Source organism: Mesorhizobium sp. IMUNJ 23232, assembly GCF_044326205.1.
GTDB lineage: Bacteria > Pseudomonadota > Alphaproteobacteria > Rhizobiales > Rhizobiaceae > Kumtagia.
The window spans coordinates 39,283-55,379 of the sequence record NZ_JBIRCY010000036.1 but is presented as its reverse complement, the minus strand read 5'-3'; the positions used below and the strand labels follow the sequence as shown (position 1 = coordinate 55,379).

The following is a 16,097-nucleotide window of genomic DNA, read 5'->3' as shown; positions in this document are numbered from 1 at the left end:
ACAGAGGGGGGCAACGTAGAACGCCAAACCTGACATGCGGGAGCCTCCCCGCATGATCGCCCTCCTCTCCCTCCGCTCCGTCTCCAAAACCTTCACCACCGCCGGCCGCGCTGTGCGGGCGGTCGATGATGTTTCCTTCGATGTCGAAAAGGGCGAGTGCCTGGCGATCGTCGGCGAGTCCGGATCCGGAAAATCCACCGTTGCCAACATGATCCTCGGCATTTATCCGCAGAGCGCCGGCGATATCCTGTTCGAGGGCAGCCCGCTTCCCGCCCGCCGCGCGCTCAAACATCGCCGCGCCATACAGCTCGTGCAGCAGAACCCGCTCTCCTCGCTCAATCCCAAGCGCAGCGTCGGTGCCTCGCTGCGCCTGGCACTCGACGTGCATGGCATCGGCGAAAGGAACACGCGCTGGGACCGCGTCGGCCGGTTGCTGGAGGAGGTAGGCCTGCCGGCGGACTTCCGTTCGCGGTCGCCCTCCGCGCTCTCCGGCGGACAGCGGCAGCGCGTGGCGATCGCCCGCGCGCTCGCCTGCCAGTCGAAACTGGTTGTGCTCGACGAGCCGACCTCGGCGCTCGACGTTTTGGTGCAGGCGCGGGTGCTGAAGCTGCTAAACGAACTGCGTCGCAGCCGCGGGCTGACCTACGTTTTCATCACCCACGACCTCTCGGTCGTCCGCAACGTCGCGACCCGCGTCGCCGTGTTCGAGAAGGGCAGGCTGGTCGAGCTATCGCCGACCGAGACCGTGTTCACCGACCCAAAGCATCCCTACACGCGCCGGCTGATCGGCGCCGTCCCGGTCGTCACCGCGGAAGAAGCGGAACTGCGGGGCCGGCTCATGGAGAACAGTAATGCAAGTGCCTGACTACACAGCTTTCACCAAAGCCGTCGCGGCTGAAGGCGCGACCCCCGAGACGGCTTTCGCCGCGCTGTGGGCGCTGACGCGCGACGCGGTCGGGGCAAAACTGTTCACGGTGATGACCCATGACGGCAGGAACGGCGTCGCGCAGCGCATCTATTCCAACATGCCCGACGCCTATCCAGTCTCCGGCACAAAACCCGCCAACGAGACCGACTGGTCGCGCCAGGTGATCCGCGACAAAAAAACCTTCGTCGCCAACGACATCGACGGCATCGCCGCCGTCTTCTCCGATCACGAACTGATCAAGTCCCTGAGCTGTGAGAGTGTCATCAACGTGCCGATCATCGTCGCCGGCGAGGTCAAGGGCACGATCAACTGCCTGCATGTGGCGGGATTCTACACGCCCGAACGGGTCGAGGCTGCCGAGGCGCTGAAGCTGCCCGGCGCGCTCTGCCTGCTGCTCAACGAACTGACCGCCAGGGGAGATTGACGATGGCCGACAAGACGATCCGCGTCGCCACCGATGTCGGCGGAACCTTCACCGACCTCGTCTGCTTCGAGACCGACCACGCAACCGGCGAGCAGCGCATCGTCACCGCGAAATCCGATACCACGCCGCCAAATTTCGAGCGGGGCGTGCTGAACGTTCTGGAGAAGGGGGGCGTCGATCCGAAGGCGGTGGATTTCCTCGTTCACGGCACGACGGTGGTCATCAACGCACTGACCGAGCGCAAGGGCGTGAAGGTCGGGCTGATCACCACCGAGGGATTCCGCGATTCGCTGGAGATCGCGCGCGGCAACCGGCCGGACTTCTTCAACCTGCATTACCAGAAGCCGAAACCGTTCGTGCCGCGTTATCTCCGCCGCGAACTGCCCGGCCGCGTCTCCTACAAGGGCCTCGAGATGAAGCCGCTCGACCTCTCCGGCCTGCCGGCGATCGTCGCGGATTTCCGCAAGGAGGGCGTCGAGGCCGTGGCCATCTGCTTCATCCATTCCTATGCCGACACCAGCCACGAGCAGGCTGCGCTGACCGAACTCGAGCGCCTGTGGCCGGAGGTCTCGGCCGTCGCCTCGCACCAGATCACCCGCGAATGGCGCGAATACGAGCGATCCAACACGGCGGTGCTGTCGGCCTATGTGCAGCCAGCCGCCGAGCGCTATCTGTCGCGGCTGCATGCGGGACTCAAGGAGAAGGGGCTTTCGAAGAGCCCCTACATCATGCAGTCGAACTGCGGCGTCGATTCGCTGGAATCGGTCTCAAGAATCCCGATCACTATGGTCGAGTCCGGCCCGGCCTCCGGCTTCTGGGGCGCGGCGGAGCTGGGGAAACTGATCGGCGAGAAGAACGTGCTCGCCCTCGACATCGGCGGGACGACGGCAAAATGCTCGCTGATCGAGGACGGTGAGGTCAAGATCAAGACCGACTACTGGATCGAGCGCGACCGTTTTTCGGCCGGCTATCCGATCATGGTGCCGGTGGTCGACCTCGTCGAGATCGGCAATGGCGGCGGCTCGATCGCCTGGGTCGACGATTTCGGCAAGCTGCATGTCGGGCCGCAATCTGCCGGCGCCATGCCCGGCCCGGCGGCCTACGGACGCGGCGGCGTTCATGCGACCACCACCGACGCCAATCTCTGGCTCGGCCGCATCAACCGCGACTACTTCTGCGGTGGCGAGGTTATCGCCGACATGAAGGCCGCCAAGGCTGCGATCGAGGCGGTCGGCGAAAAACTCGGGGTCTCCGCCGACGAGGCGGCACGCGGCATCGTGCGCATCGCCAACAACAACATGGTCAACGCGCTGAAGCTGGTGTCGCTCAATCGCGGCCACGACCCGCGCGAGTTCACGCTGGTCGTGTTCGGCGGCGGCGGCGCCATGCATGGCGTGGCGCTCGGTATGGAGCTTGGCGTGCGCAAGGTCGTGGTGCCGGCCGGCGCCGCCGTCTTCTCGGCCTGGGGCATGATGATGTCGGACCTGCGCCGCGATTATTTCGTCACGCGGCTGGCCGACCTGAAGAAGGGCGCGGCCGAAGGCATCGAAAAGGTGTTCGCCGAGAGCGAGGAGCAGGCGCGCGCCCAGTTTGCCGCGGAGGGCGTCGACCCGGCCGGGGTGCGGTTCCTGCGCTACGGAAAATTCCGCTACCAGAACCAGGAGCACACGACCGAGGTGCTGATCGCGGAAGGCGCCATCACCGACGCGCGGCTGGCGGAGATCGAGGCGGCGTTCCACGAGACCTACGAGCGCGAATATACCTACCGGCTCAAAGCGCCGGTCGAGATGGTCGGCATTCACCTCGTCGCCTCGGCGGAGGTCGGCAAGCTCACCATGCGCAAGCGCGAGGCGACGGGTGCTTTGGCGGAGGCCGCCCTCAAGGGCCACCGAGATGTCGATTACGCGCTGGAAGGCGTCCACAAGGCTGCGATCTACGACGGCACCAAGCTGGAGCCCGGCATGCGCTTCGCCGGCCCGGCGATCGTCGAGGATCCCGGCACGACCGTGGTCGTCCACCCCGGCAACCGGGTCGAGATCGACGGCTACGGCAACATCCACATCCATCTGGCGGCCTGAGGGAGACGACGATGCCTAACACGGCAAAAAACGATCCGATCACGCTGGAGATCATCCAGAACTCGCTGCAGGCCACCGCCGACGAGATGTTCGCGGTGATGAAGAAGACGGCGATGAGTTCGATCATCTACGAGGTGCTCGACATGGGCACTGGCATCACCGACGCGGATGGCGCGCTGGCGTCGTCCGGCGCCGGCATTCCGGGCTTCATCGGCGTGCTCGACAAGTCAGTGAAGGTGCTCCTGCAAAAGTTCGGCAAGCCGGGCGACATCGAGCCCGGCGACGTCTTCATCACCAACGACCCGTATTACGGCGGCGTCACGCATCTCAACGACCTCGTCGTCTGCATGCCGGTGTTCGCCGACGGCCGCATCATCGCCTGGACGGCCAACATCGCCCACAATTCAGACGTCGGCGGCAAGTCGCCCGGCTCGCTCTCCGCCGACGCGACGGAGATTTTCCAGGAGGGGTTGCGCCTGCCGGCGATCAAGATGATCTCCCGGGGCGAGCCCATCCCCGGCATCTTCGACATCATCACCGTCAACTCGCGCATGCCGGATTTTCTGGAGGGCGACCTGTGGGCGGCGATCGCCTCGGTGCGTATCGGCGCCAGGCGGCTGACCGAACTGGCGGAGAAATACTCGGTCGCCACCTTCGAGGCGGCGATGAAAAGTTTCATGGACCATGGCGAGAAGATCGCGCTGGCCGAACTCGCCAAGCTGCCGCACGGCACATTCGAACTGACCGAGGAGCAGGACGACGGCCGCTTCTTCAACGTCAAGGTGACGATCTCGGCCACCGAATTCGTCATCGACCTCAGGGACAATCCCGAGCAGGATGCCGGACCGTCGAACGCCGGCCGCGACGACACGCTGGTCAGCATGCAGGTCATCTTCAAGGCGCTTACCGATCCAACCTCGCCGGCCAATGAAGGCTCGTTCCGGCCGCTCAAGGTTTTGACGAAGGAGGGCACCACCTTCCATGCCAAGGAACCGGCGGCAGTGGGTTTTTACTACGAGATCGGCATTCGCGGCAACGACCTGGTCTGGCGCTGCCTCGCGCCGCACATGCCGGACAAGCTGCCGGCCGGCCATTTCTCATCAATCGCCGGCACTTTCATCGGAGGTATCCACCCCGATACCGGCCGGCAATACACCATCATCGAGCCGCAGATCGGCGGCTGGGGCGCCTCGCCCGGCCGCGACGGCAACAGCGCCATCTTCTCCGGGGTGCACGGTGAGACCTACAACTGTCCGGCGGAAATCTCCGAGGCGCGCAACGGCCTGTTCGTCGACCGCATGGAACTCAACACCGACCCCGGCGGCGAGGGCCAGTGGCGCGGCGGCCAGGGCATCCGCATGGACTACCGCATCCGCCGCGACAACTCCTTCCTGACGCTCGGCTACACCCGCTCGCGCATCCTGCCCTGGTCGCTCGACGGCGGCAGTGAGGGCTCGGCCAACTACGCGCTGGTGCTGCGCACGGACGGATCGAGTGAACGCTACGCCTTCGGCTCCGGCATCCGCGTCGACACCGACGACGTCATCCGCATCATTACCGGCGCGGGCGGCGGGATAGGCGACCCGAAAGCGCGCGACCGCGCGCTGGTCGAGGAGGATATCCGCAACGGCCTCGTCACGCCCGAGCGGGCGCGGGAGGTGTACGGCCACGGGTGACGAGCCAAGCTGGACCACGACTTCAAACGCAGGAGGAGGCGCGAATGCCGAACAAAAAACCGCTCAAGATCATGTTCCGGAGCCCGGTCGGCTATGCGGAAAGCGATCCGATCTTCGCCGCCATGGCCGAGGAGCACAAGCTGCCGGGCACCGAGGTGCACATCACCTCACTGCCGGCAAGCGAGGGCGGCTTCACCCATATCGAATACCGCTCCTACGAGGCGATGGTGACGCGCGGCACATCCGCGCAACGCGGGCGGCTGCGCGCGAGGGGTTCGACGCGCTGGCGATTGGCTGTTTCTACGACACGGCGCTGCACGATGCGCGCGAGGTGTCGGAAGGCATGATCGTGACGGCGCCTTGCGTCGCCTCTTGCGAGATCGCGGCGAGCCTGTCCAACCGCTTCGGCATCATCGTCGGGCGGAGGAAGTGGGTGCACCAGATGCAGTCGACGGTGCGCGAGCACGGCTACGATCACCGGCTGTCCGGCTTCTATCACGTCGAGCTCGGCGTCAACGATTTCCAGAAGGACCATGCCGAGACCGAACGGCGGCTGATCGAAGCTGGCCGCAAAGCGGTCGAGGAGGATTTCGCCGAAGCGCTGATCCTCGGCTGCACCATGGAGGTGGGTTTCTACCGCGACGTCGAGAAACGGCTCGGCGTGCCGGTCATCGACCCCTCCATCGCCGCGTTGAAGCGAGCGGAATACGCCGCCGTGCTTCGTCGTCAATGTGGCTGGGTGCCCTCGCGAAAATGGTCGAGCGAGGCGCCGCCGGAAGGCGAGATCGCCCGCTTCGGCCAGTTCGACACCAACGAGCTGTTTGGCAACCGGATCGTCGTCAAGGCGGCGTGACGGCCTCAAATCGAAATCAGCAATCGGGAAGGAAACGATGAAAACAGAGATAGCAAAGAGGCTCGCCGCGCTACGCGAGAAGATGAAGGCAGTCGAAGCAGACCTCGTCGCCCTCGGCCCGGGATCGCATATGCAATGGCTGGCCGGTTTCCATCCTCATGCCGACGAGCGGCCATGCCTGCTTCTCGTCGGACCGGAGAAGGAAACGTTCCTGATGCCGGTGCTCAATGCGGAAGGCTCGCGCGAGGAGACGGCAATAGAGTTCCACACCTGGCCCGATGCGGAAGGTCCGAACGCCGCGCTCGCGGCTGCGCTGGCCGCGATCGACGCGTCCGCGGCGAAGAGCGTGGTGCTCGACGAGACGATGCGGGCGGACTTCGCGCTGCTGCTGCTCGGCGCGCTCCCAGGCGCGAAACATAGCTTCACCGACGATACGATCGGCGCGCTCCGGATGCGCAAGGACACTGCCGAATTCAAGAAGCTGAAGATGAATGCCGGCATCGCCGACCGCGCCATGCAGAAAGCTTTCGCATCCATCAAGCCGGGCATGAGCGAGATCCAGCTTGCCGCCGCGATCAAAGACCATTTCTCCTCCGAGGGCGCGACGCCGCAATTCTGGATCGTCGGCGCCGGCGGCAACGGCGCCTTCCCGCATCACCAGACTGGTTCCCGCAAGCTGCAGGAGGGCGACGCGATCGTCATCGATATCGGCGGACGCAAGGACGGATTCCCGAGCGACATCACCCGCATGGCGGTCGTCGGCAGCCCGCCGGAAGGTTATGGGCAGATCCACAGCATTGTCGAGAAGGCCGTGCAGGCGGCGCTGAAAGCCGCAAGGCCGGGCGTGCTCGCCAGGGAGGTCGACGAGGCGGCCCGCCGGGTCATCGAAGATGCCGGCTACGGCAAGTATTTCGTCCACCGCACCGGCCACGGCATGGGCATTGACGGCCACGAGCCGCCCTACATAACGTCCACTTCGGAAACCGTACTGGAGGAAGGCATGGTGTTCTCAATCGAGCCCGGAATCTATATCCCCGGCCGCTTCGGGATACGGCTCGAGGACATCGTCATCCTGCGCGAGAACGGGCCGGAGATTCTATCGACGCTACCGCGAGACCTGCATGTAGTGAGGGCCTGACCGACGGCGGCGCGACCGAATCTTAAATGAGGTCGGCCGTTGCTCCTATCGCCGAGCAACCGCAGCCATCGCCTCGTCGGTGGCGGCGAGGGCTGTGTCGATGTCGGCTTGCTGGTGGGCGGCCGACAGGAACATCGTGTGCGCCGGATGCAGATAGACGCCGCGAGCCAGCGCTTCCTGGCAGAAGGCATTGCCGATCCGCCGGTCGGCGTCGTCGTCGAACAGCACGACAGGCATCTGCACCGGCCCGCTCTGCCTGATCGCCAGGCCATGGCGTTTTGCCTGTGCTTCGAGACCGTCGCGGAACCGCTGGCCCATCGCCTTCATATGGGCGATGGCGCCGGTGTCGCGCAGCTTGCGGATGGTGGCGATCGCGGCAGCCATGGAAACGGAAGACGTCCAGAACGAGCCGGTGGTAAATATCCGCGTCGCGCCTTCGCGAAACCGGTTGTTGCCGGTGACCGCGGCCAGCGCGTGGCCGTTGGCGATGGCCTTGCTCCAGGCGGCGAGATCGGGCCGGACGCCGACAAGCTCCCAACTGCCGCCGAGATCGAGGCGGAAGCCGGCGCGAACGTCGTCGACGATCAGCGCGGCATCGGCCTCGTCGGCAAGTTCGCGGGCGCGCCTGGCAAACGCGGAGTTCGGGAGCACATGCTCCTTGCCGAGATCATGCTTGAAGGCCGAAACGAGGATTGCGGCAAGGTCGCCCTTTGCCTGCTCGACCGCGGTTTCTAGGCTGGCCAGATCGTTGTAGTCGTAATGGATAAGATGCGCCCGGTCCTCCTCGGTCACGCCCGCGACCGAGGGCGTGCACCACGGAATGGCGCCATGATAGGCGCCTCGTGCCACAAGGACTTTGCGCCGGCCGGTGCCGGACCGAGCAATTGTTATGCAGGCGGTGGTGGCGTCCGTGCCGTTCTTGGAGAACATCGCCCAATCGGCGTGCGGAACCGTTTCGACCACCAGTTCGGCCAACTCGACCAGCCGCTCGCTGGGACCGTTCATCGCATCGCCACGCTTGCGCTGATCGGCCGCCGCCGCCTCGACGTCGGCGTCGTTGTAGCCGAGGATCATCGGCCCCCAGCCGCAGATGAAGTCGATGTATTCGCGGCCGTTGGCGTCCCAGGTCCGGCAGCCTTCGGCACGCGAGAAATATTGGGGGTAACCTTCGGGAAGCCTGGGAGCGTTCTGATGTCCCCACATGCCTCCCGGAATGACGCGCGTGGCGCGGGCCCGCAATGTGCGGTCCAGATCGATGACCTGCTGATTCATTGGCGGCCCCTTGCCCTATTGCCGGTGCCGACGGCCTACACGCAAAGGTCGAGCCGGCGGGATTCCATTTGCCAAGTTTGATATATCATGTATCAATTGCTGGCAAGCTGAAGCTGATCCGGCGATTGGCAGGCAGGCCGCTGCGGCGAGGAAACGATGCAACCGATCTTTGGCGTTGTCGCCGACGACCTGACCGGCGGAATGGAGACCGCCGCGATGATGGTGGCGCTCGGCGTCGATTGCGGCTTCGTTTCCAAGCCCGCCCTGGTGAAGGATCTTGCTGCTTCGCCGGCGATCGTCATCGCGCAAAAGACTCGCGTCATTCCGGCCGTTGACGCCGTGCGCAGATCGGAAGAGGCGGCGCGGGCACTGCTTGCCGTTGGAACGCGGCAGCTTTTCTTCAAATATTGCGCGACCTTCGATTCGACCGACGAGGGCAATATCGGCCCGGTCGCCGATGCCTTGCTCGCCGTGACCGGGCAGACGCATACGGGGTTCTGCCCAACCTCGGCGGACCTCGGCCGGTCGGTCTACAACGGCCATCTCTTCGTCGGCACGCAGCTCGTCTCCGAATCGCCCAAGCGTTTCGATCCGCTGACGCCGATGACCGATCCGGATCTTGTGTGCGTCCTGCAGAGGCAGTCGAAATTAAAGGTGGGCCTCGTCACGCACGGTCTCGTGCGGGGTGACGCCGAGGCGCTCCGCGCGCATGTCGATGCGCTCGTGGATCAAGGCGTCCGGCATCTCATCGTCGATGCGATCTACAAGGAAGATCTCGACGCCATTGCCGCGCTCACTGTCGACTGGAAGGTGATGACCGGCAATGCGCCGATCACGCAGCATTATCCGCCGATCTGGCGCAGGCGTGGCTGGCTCGACTGCGCGCCGCCGAAGCGCGCGTTGCCGGCGGTGCAAAGCCCCGGCGTCGTTCTCGCTGGTAGCTGTGCCGATCGAACCCTGGAACAGCTTGCAGCTTTTGAAGCGGCGCGGCCGGTGCATCGCATCGACGTGGCCTCGGCCGACGGTGTCGAGCCTGTGATCGCCAGGGCGCTTGAGTGGGCGTGCCGCCATCTGGAGTCCGGCCCGGTGGCGATTGCGACGTCTGCGCCGCCGGACCAGGTCCGCGCCGCACAGGACAGGCATGGGCGAGACGGGGCGGCAAAGCTGGCCGAGGATATTCTTGGCGGGCTGGCGGTCGCGCTTCATGAAAAAGGCGTGCGCCGCTTCATGGTCGCCGGCGGCGAAACCTCCGGCACCATCGTCGAACGCCTCGGCATCGACCGGCTGCGGATCGGCGCGTATCAGGGGCCGGGCATCGCCCGCGCGACGACGGAGGGCGATGATACCCTCGCGCTCAGCCTCAAATCCGGCAAGCTCGGACCCGTCGGCATGTTCCTGCCGACGCTTGAATCCATGCTGCATCCGGAAAACTGAGGCGCGCCGAAATGGATGATTTCAAGGCCCGCCGGGCGATCCTCGACGTGGTCGTGAAACTTGAGAACAAGGGCTTCAATCACGTCAGCACCGGCAATGTCAGTTGTCGCGCGGGTGGCGGAATCCTGATCACGCCGACCGGCGGGAACAGCGCCAACACCACGCCCGAGCGCATCGTGCGGCTGGACGACGACGGCAAGGTGATCGGCGGCGGCGTGCCGTCCAGCGAATGGCACATGCACACCTCGATCCTGCGCGCCTTCCCCGTGGCGAACGCGGTCGTCCATACGCATGCGGACGCCTGCGTGGCGCTGTCGTGCCTGCGCAAGCCGCTTCCTGCGTTCCACTACATGGTCGCGGGCTTCGGCGGCAACGATGTCCGCTGCGCCCGCTATGCCACCTTCGGCACCGCCGACCTCGCTTTGTCGGCGGTGGAGGCGCTCAGGGACCGCACCGCCTGCCTGCTCGCCAACCACGGCATGATCGCGATGGGCAAGACGCTCGAAGCGGCCCTCAACACGACGATCAAGCTGGAGACGCTGGCGCGGCAATATCTCACGGCGCTGCAGAGCGGCGAGCCTGTGCTGCTCTCGCCGGAGGAGATGGAGCGGGTGGGCAGGCGCTACGGCAACTATGGCGTCGGGCTTTTGCCGGGCTGATGTCCGCAAGGTCGCGTTAGGAGGGAAGTTCTCTTGGAGATCACGGGCCAGACCAAACTCATGTTTGTGCTTGCGCACCCGATCGGCCATGTGCGTGCGACCGCGATTCTGAACGCCCATTTCCAGTCGATCGGCAGGAACGTCGCGGCGTCGCCGCTGCATGTCGCGCCTGAGGACCTCGAGACAGTCATCGGAGCAATCCGAAAGATGCGGAACGTCATAGGCTTCGGCACCACCATTCCCCACAAGATCCCGGTGATGCGTCATCTCGACGAACTGACGCCGAATGCTAGGAATGTCGGAGCGGTGAATTTCACGCGGCGCGACGAGGACGACCGCCTCATCGGCCACAACACCGATGGACTTGGCTTCGTCGCGGGGCTCAAGGCAAACGGCGTAGATCCGGTTGGAAAGCGCGTTCTCCAGATCGGTGCCGGAGGCGCCGGGCGAGCCGTTGCCTTCGCGCTGGCGGAGGCCGGCGCGAGCGCACTGCGCATCATCAACCGCGATGTCGGCAAGGCCGCCGATCTGGCGCGGAACATCGTCGCGCTCTACCCGGATTGCGATGCCACCGCCGGACCAGAAAAGGCTGAGGACTTCGACATCGTCGTCAACACGACGTCGGTCGGCATGAAGGAGGACGATCCCATCCCGATCGATCTCGGCCGGACCGGACCGGCAACCGTGGTGGCCGACGTCATCATGAGCCCTCCGGTCACGCGTCTTCTCGCAAAGGCGGCCGAACGCGGCTGCAAGACGATCGGCGGCAAGGTTATGCCGGACGAGCAGATGGGACTGGTGACGGCGTTTCTTCACGTGTGAACGGACTTCGAGGCCTTGGGGACCAAGGCCCGACGAATATTTGGAACTGTGCTTGACGAGTCGCGGGTTTAGTCGGCAAGGCGGTTGAATGCCGAGACCTGTGCGAGGAATTCGATGGCGGAACTAAGCGAAATCCAGGCGACGAGCCTGTCCTCCCAGATCTATCTGCGTCTGCGCCAGCAACTGATGTCGGCGCGTTTCCAGCCGGGCGACCGGCTCAAGATCCGCGACCTTGCCCAGAGCCTGGGCACCAGCGAGACGCCGGTGCGCGAGGCGCTGTTCCAGTTGGTCAAGGACGGCGCTTTGGAAATGAAGCCCGGCTATTACATCCGCGTACGCCGCGTGAATCTCAAGGAATATATGGAACTGCGCGATATTCGGCTGCTGATGGAGCCGTATGCGGCACTGAAGGCCATGCCGCGCATCGATGCCGCCTTCCTCAAGAAGCTCTCGGCGACGCATGACAAGCTCGTCGAGGCCGAGCGGACAAAGGATTACTCGGCGGCCCTCCAGCACAATTACGACTTCCACTTCTCGGTCTACCGCAAGTCCGGCATGCCGCACCTGATCGAGATACTGGAACGGCTATGGATCCAGGTCGGCCCGCTGCTGACCTATCTCTATCCGCATGGACACCCGACCTATCGAGGCCTGCATCAGCATGTGAACGTCATCAGCGCGCTCACGGCGAAAGATGAGAAGGCCGTGCGCGAAGCCTTCGAACAGGACCTGATCGAAGGGGGCGCAAATTTCGTCCGCTATCTGACCGAGATCGAAGGCAAGGAGATCGGCGGGCAGGACAAGGACGAGGCGCCGCGCCCATCCAAGAGGAAAAGAGCCTGAAGCCATGCATGTCCCGAGCGAGAACCTGCAACTGTCGGCCCGCGCGGCCAAGGTCATGGCTGGCGGCCATCTGAGCCCCAGCCGCAAGCTCGGCTACCCCGTAGCGTTCCAGAGTGCGTCGGGGCCATATCTCTACGATGCCGACGGCAACCGCTACACGGACTATCATTGCGGGTTCGGAGCCAATGTGCTCGGCCACTGCCATCCGGCGATCGCGGCGAAAGTGAATGCCGTGATGCAGGACATCGACCTCATCGGCGCCGGCATAACCCGGCTCGAGGTCGAGACCTGCGAGGCGCTGGCCCGGCACATCCCCTGCGCCGAACTGGTGGCGCTGTGCAGCAGCGGCTCGGAGGCGACATTCCACGCCATCCGCATCGCCCGTGCGGCGACCGGGCGCAAGACGCTGATCAAGTTCCAGGGTGGGTATCACGGCTGGCACGATGCCGTGGCGATGAACGTGCAGTCGGCGGCCAGTGCAGTCGGGTACTATGACCCGCTGTGCGACGGCATCATGGAAGAGACGGCGCGGCACACCGCCGTGCTGCCCTTCAACGACGCCGAGGCGGTTTCGCGCTATCTCAAGGCCCATCCCGGAGAGGTCGCGGCGATCATCGTCGAGCCGATCGCCCATAATATCGGCTCGGTGATCGCCTCCGACGAATTCCTGGCCGATATCCGCTCATTGACCAGCGAGCACGGCGTCCTCCTGATCTTCGACGAGGTCATCACCGGCTTTCGCCACGCGCTGGGCGGCTACCAGTCGATCTGTGGGGTCACCCCGGACCTTGCCACTTTCGGCAAGGCGGCCGGCGGCGGCCTGCCGATCGGCATCGTCGCCGGCCGGCGAGACGTCATGGAGCACGTCGGGCGCACCGGCGAAGGCGCCGTGTTCATGGGCGGAACCTTCAACGGCACACCGACCTCGCTGGCCGCGGTGCTCGCCACGATCGAGGAACTGTCGAAGCAGGGAACCTATGAGCGTCTATCGGCGCTGGGCAGCCACATGCGCGAGGGCCTCGACTCGATTGTTTCCAGGCTCGGGCTAGAAGCGCAGAGCGCCGGCTTCGGTTCGGTCTGGCTCCTCTATTTCTTCTCAGGCTCCTACAGAAGCTACGACGACCTGCTGCGCAACGACGATGCGCTCGACTTGGCCTTCCGCCGGAAATTGGTCGAGCGGCGCTGCATCGGCCAACCCTTGCCCTTGAAGCGCCTCTACCTGTCGCTTGCCCATACGCCGGAAATCCTCGACGAGACGCTGGGCGTCATCGAAGATATTCTGGACGAATTGGTCGGTCGGCGCTAGCGGAGGGCCATGTCCCGGAATGCCGGCTGGTTTGCGCCGGGACCCGGACGCTTGCCGAGATAGGCCAGGATGCCCTCCCCGCCGCGCTCGATGTCGCCAACCAGAGCCTCGCGCGCGGCGCGCCCGTCGCGGCGTTCGAGCGCGTTCATGACGTTCACGTGCTCTTCGGCGCCCAGATAGTGGTCGTCGGCATGCTCGCGGTAATAGACCTTGAGGATCGGGCCCATCGACACCCAGAGGTTTTCGATCTGGCTCATCAGCATGTTCATACCGGAAAGCTGGTAGACGCCGAAGTGGAACTCGCGGTTGAGGCGGATGGTGCTGAAATTGTCGTGGGCGTGGCTGGATTTGAGGAAGCGCCGGTGGATGTCGGCGAGCCGCGTTATGTCCTGCGGCCTGACCTTCGCCGCACCTTCCTCGGTTGCCAGCCCCTCCAGCGCAATGCGCATCTTGCGGATTTCCAGATAGCGCCCGAGATCAAGATCCGGAACATTGAGGAAGCGGCCCGACCTGATCTCCAGGCCTTTCTCGCTGACGAGGCGCAGGCATGCTTCACGGACCGGTGTGACGCTGGTTCCCAGCCGATCCGCGATATCGTGCATGACCAGCCGCTCGCCCGGCAGGAAATCGCCATCGATCAACGCATTGCGAAGCGAGGTATAGGCCCGGCTTGACAGATTGTCGGTGACGAGCGGCTTGATGGTCACGAAAGCCCCTGGTTCGCGATTGCCGCGAGTGCGCGCGATTCTATACCCTTAGCATCGAGTTCGTAGTGGGCATAGAGATGCGTCGGCGGGGCGATCAGGCTGTATTCGTCCATGATGCCGTGGCGCACCAGGCGCGGCGCTCCGCCGAGATCGGCGAGCACCTCCGCGACCGCTCCGCCAAGCCCCCCGAGCACATTGTGCTCCTCGACCGTCATCAGGCATTTCGAGCGGCGCGAGGCGGCGATGATCGCCTCCCGATCGAGCGGCTTGATCGTGTGCATGTCGATCAGGCCGACTCTTCGGCCGGCTGAGCGCAGGCGCTTCACCGCTTCGACCGACGGATGAACCATCGTGCCGCAAGCGATGATGGTGAGGTCGTTGCCTTCCTCATGGATTATCGCCTTGCCGAATTCGAACGGCGCGGGCTTCTCATAGACAACCGGATCGTGGCCGCGCGCGATGCGGAAATAGATCGGTTGCGGCCAGGTCATCGAGGCCCGGATCGCGGCGGCGAACTGCGCGCCGTCCGCCGTCGAGACCACCGTCAGGTCGGCGATGCTGCGCATGATCGCAAGGTCCTCGGTGGCGTGGTGCGAGGTGCCGTAGAAGCCGAGACTGATGCCGGCGTGATGGCCAATCAGCCGCACCGGCAAGGCGGAATAGGCGATGTCGGTGCGGATTTGCTCGCAACACAGCAGCGCCAGGAACGAGGCGAAGGTCGCAGTGAACGGCATGAAGCCTGTCGTCGCCAGTCCCGCCGCGGCGGACACCATGTTCTGCTCGGAAATGCCGAACTGGAACAGCCGTTCGGGATGTTTGCGGGCGAAGCCGATCAGGCCGTTCGAATATTGCAGGTCGGCCGTGACCGCAACGACCGGGTGGCCCTCGTCGGCCAGCGCGTTGAGCGTGTCGGCGAGGGTGGAAAGGCTTGGCGCGCGGGCGTTCAGCCCACGATACTGCCAGCTTCCGGGATCGAGCGTCTCGTTCATTCCACACCTGCCTTGGCCTTGATCTCGGCCAGAACCTTTTCCTCGTCCGCGGGCGCCAGGTAGCCCAGGTGCCAGCCCGGCTCCCTCTCCATGAAGCCGACGCCCTTGCCCTTCAGCGTATGGGCAATCACGCAGGCCGGCTTTTCGCGCGCCGTGTCGGTCTTTAGCCGGCGCAGCAGCAGGGCCAGCGCCTCCACGTCATGGCCGTCGACCTCGTGGACGTCCCAGCCGAAGGTGCGCCACTTGTCGGCGAGCGGTTCGATGTTGATGACTTCTTCGACGGTGCCGTCCAACTGGTAGCGGTTGCGGTCGACGATCGCGGTGAGGCGGCCAACGCGGTGATGGGCCGCCGCCATCGCCGCCGCCCATACCTGGCCCTCCTGCATCTCGCCGTCGCCGAGCAGGACATAGACGCTGAAATCCTGCCGGTTGAGGCGTCCGCCGAGCGCCATGCCGATGCCGGCCGAGAGCGCGTGGCCGATCGAGCCGGAGCTGAAATCCACGCCGGGCACCTTGCGCATGTCGGGGTGGTCGCCAAGCGGACTGCCCAGGCGCGTATAGTTGTCGAGCCATTCCTTGGGGAAGAAATCCCATTCGGCCAGAAGCGGGAAAAGCCCGACCGCAGCATGGCCCTTGCCCATCAGGAACCTGTCACGCTCCGGCCATTTCGGCTCGGCGCGCCTGAGCGCCATGACATCTCCGTAGAGCACCGAAAAAATCTCGGCGCAGGAAAAGACGGAGGAGTAGTGCCCCACCTTGGCGATGGAAATCAGCCGCACCGTTTCCGTGCGGACGAACAGGGCCAGTTCCTTCAGCCGGCGGGTCTCCGCCTCCGAAAGACTGTTCGGCAGACTGTTATGTGACGTCATCCTTCCCCACTGCGGCGGCTTCGCGCCAGATCGTTTCGCTTCGGCTCTTTGCAGACGCATCATATATGATATATGTTGCGTCTAGCCAAGCCCGGCTCT

The 16,097-nt window shown here is 64.8% G+C and carries 16 protein-coding genes; 12 read left to right on the top strand and 4 right to left on the bottom strand.

The window, feature by feature from the left end; translation table 11 throughout:
* Nucleotides 1-52 precede the first annotated feature (52 nt).
* Genes ACH196_RS23690 through ACH196_RS23660 form a run of 7 tightly spaced genes read left to right on the top strand, consistent with a single transcriptional unit; the run spans nt 53 to nt 7,097 of the window.
* Nucleotides 53-865, top strand: a complete 813-nt coding sequence (locus ACH196_RS23690) for an ABC transporter ATP-binding protein (RefSeq protein WP_396649401.1) — start codon at nt 53-55, stop codon at nt 863-865.
* On the top strand, nt 852-1,352 hold the full coding sequence (locus ACH196_RS23685; protein WP_396649400.1) for a GAF domain-containing protein: 501 nt from the start codon (nt 852-854) through the stop codon (nt 1,350-1,352). Before ACH196_RS23690 ends, ACH196_RS23685 begins: the two co-directional genes overlap by 14 nt.
* A 2-nt stretch (nt 1,353-1,354) precedes the next feature.
* The gene (locus tag ACH196_RS23680; protein WP_396649399.1) at nt 1,355-3,430 is read left to right on the top strand and encodes a hydantoinase/oxoprolinase family protein; all 2,076 of its coding nucleotides are present in this window, start codon (nt 1,355-1,357) and stop codon (nt 3,428-3,430) included.
* Nucleotides 3,431-3,441: 11 nt separating this feature from the next.
* Complete coding sequence (locus tag ACH196_RS23675; RefSeq protein ID WP_396649398.1) at nt 3,442-5,106, top strand: hydantoinase B/oxoprolinase family protein; 1,665 nt, start codon at nt 3,442-3,444, stop codon at nt 5,104-5,106.
* A 44-nt stretch (nt 5,107-5,150) separates the two neighbouring features.
* Complete coding sequence (locus ACH196_RS23670; RefSeq protein WP_396649397.1) at nt 5,151-5,453, top strand: hypothetical protein; 303 nt, start codon at nt 5,151-5,153, stop codon at nt 5,451-5,453.
* On the top strand, nt 5,348-5,959 hold the full coding sequence (locus ACH196_RS23665; RefSeq protein WP_396649424.1) for an aspartate/glutamate racemase family protein: 612 nt from the start codon (nt 5,348-5,350) through the stop codon (nt 5,957-5,959). Before ACH196_RS23670 ends, ACH196_RS23665 begins: the two co-directional genes overlap by 106 nt.
* Before the next feature lie 37 nt (nt 5,960-5,996).
* Nucleotides 5,997-7,097: a M24 family metallopeptidase gene (locus ACH196_RS23660; protein WP_396649396.1), complete on the top strand. Its 1,101-nt coding sequence runs from the start codon at nt 5,997-5,999 to the stop codon at nt 7,095-7,097.
* Between the two features lie 45 nt (nt 7,098-7,142).
* On the opposite strand, the gene ACH196_RS23655 is transcribed toward ACH196_RS23660, so the two are convergent.
* Nucleotides 7,143-8,369: an aminotransferase class III-fold pyridoxal phosphate-dependent enzyme gene (locus ACH196_RS23655; protein WP_396649395.1), complete on the bottom strand. Its 1,227-nt coding sequence runs from the start codon at nt 8,367-8,369 to the stop codon at nt 7,143-7,145.
* 156 nt (nt 8,370-8,525) lie between these two features.
* On the opposite strand from ACH196_RS23655, the gene otnK reads away from it, so the two are divergent.
* From otnK to ACH196_RS23630, 5 genes are all read left to right on the top strand, one after another.
* Nucleotides 8,526-9,803, top strand: a complete 1,278-nt coding sequence (gene otnK, locus ACH196_RS23650; RefSeq protein WP_396649394.1) for a 3-oxo-tetronate kinase — start codon at nt 8,526-8,528, stop codon at nt 9,801-9,803.
* Nucleotides 9,804-9,814: 11 nt separating this feature from the next.
* Entirely contained in the window at nt 9,815-10,462 is a 648-nt protein-coding gene (locus ACH196_RS23645) for a class II aldolase/adducin family protein (protein WP_396649393.1), read from the top strand.
* Nucleotides 10,463-10,495: 33 nt separating this feature from the next.
* Nucleotides 10,496-11,284 (top strand): shikimate dehydrogenase family protein, encoded by a 789-nt coding sequence (locus ACH196_RS23640; RefSeq protein WP_396649392.1) that lies wholly within the window; start codon nt 10,496-10,498, stop codon nt 11,282-11,284.
* A 114-nt stretch (nt 11,285-11,398) separates the two neighbouring features.
* Nucleotides 11,399-12,127 carry a GntR family transcriptional regulator gene (locus tag ACH196_RS23635; RefSeq protein ID WP_396649391.1) on the top strand — a complete coding sequence of 243 codons (729 nt, stop codon included), beginning with the start codon at nt 11,399-11,401 and terminating at the stop codon, nt 12,125-12,127.
* A 4-nt stretch (nt 12,128-12,131) separates the two neighbouring features.
* Nucleotides 12,132-13,433 carry an aspartate aminotransferase family protein gene (locus ACH196_RS23630; protein WP_396649390.1) on the top strand — a complete coding sequence of 434 codons (1,302 nt, stop codon included), beginning with the start codon at nt 12,132-12,134 and terminating at the stop codon, nt 13,431-13,433.
* Here ACH196_RS23630 and ACH196_RS23625 read toward each other — a convergent pair.
* The 3 genes from ACH196_RS23625 to ACH196_RS23615 are packed head-to-tail and all read right to left on the bottom strand — an operon-like array spanning nt 13,430 to nt 15,998.
* Complete coding sequence (locus ACH196_RS23625) at nt 13,430-14,140, bottom strand: GntR family transcriptional regulator (RefSeq protein WP_396649389.1); 711 nt, start codon at nt 14,138-14,140, stop codon at nt 13,430-13,432. The two genes, ACH196_RS23630 and ACH196_RS23625, sit on opposite strands and share 4 nt — an antisense overlap.
* A complete protein-coding gene (locus ACH196_RS23620; protein ID WP_396649388.1) occupies nt 14,137-15,129 on the bottom strand; it encodes a transketolase family protein in 993 nt (330 codons plus the stop codon). The genes ACH196_RS23625 and ACH196_RS23620 overlap by 4 nt, the downstream gene beginning before the upstream one ends.
* Complete coding sequence (locus ACH196_RS23615; RefSeq protein ID WP_396649387.1) at nt 15,126-15,998, bottom strand: transketolase; 873 nt, start codon at nt 15,996-15,998, stop codon at nt 15,126-15,128. Before ACH196_RS23615 ends, ACH196_RS23620 begins: the two co-directional genes overlap by 4 nt.
* Nucleotides 15,999-16,097: the final 99 nt, after the last annotated feature.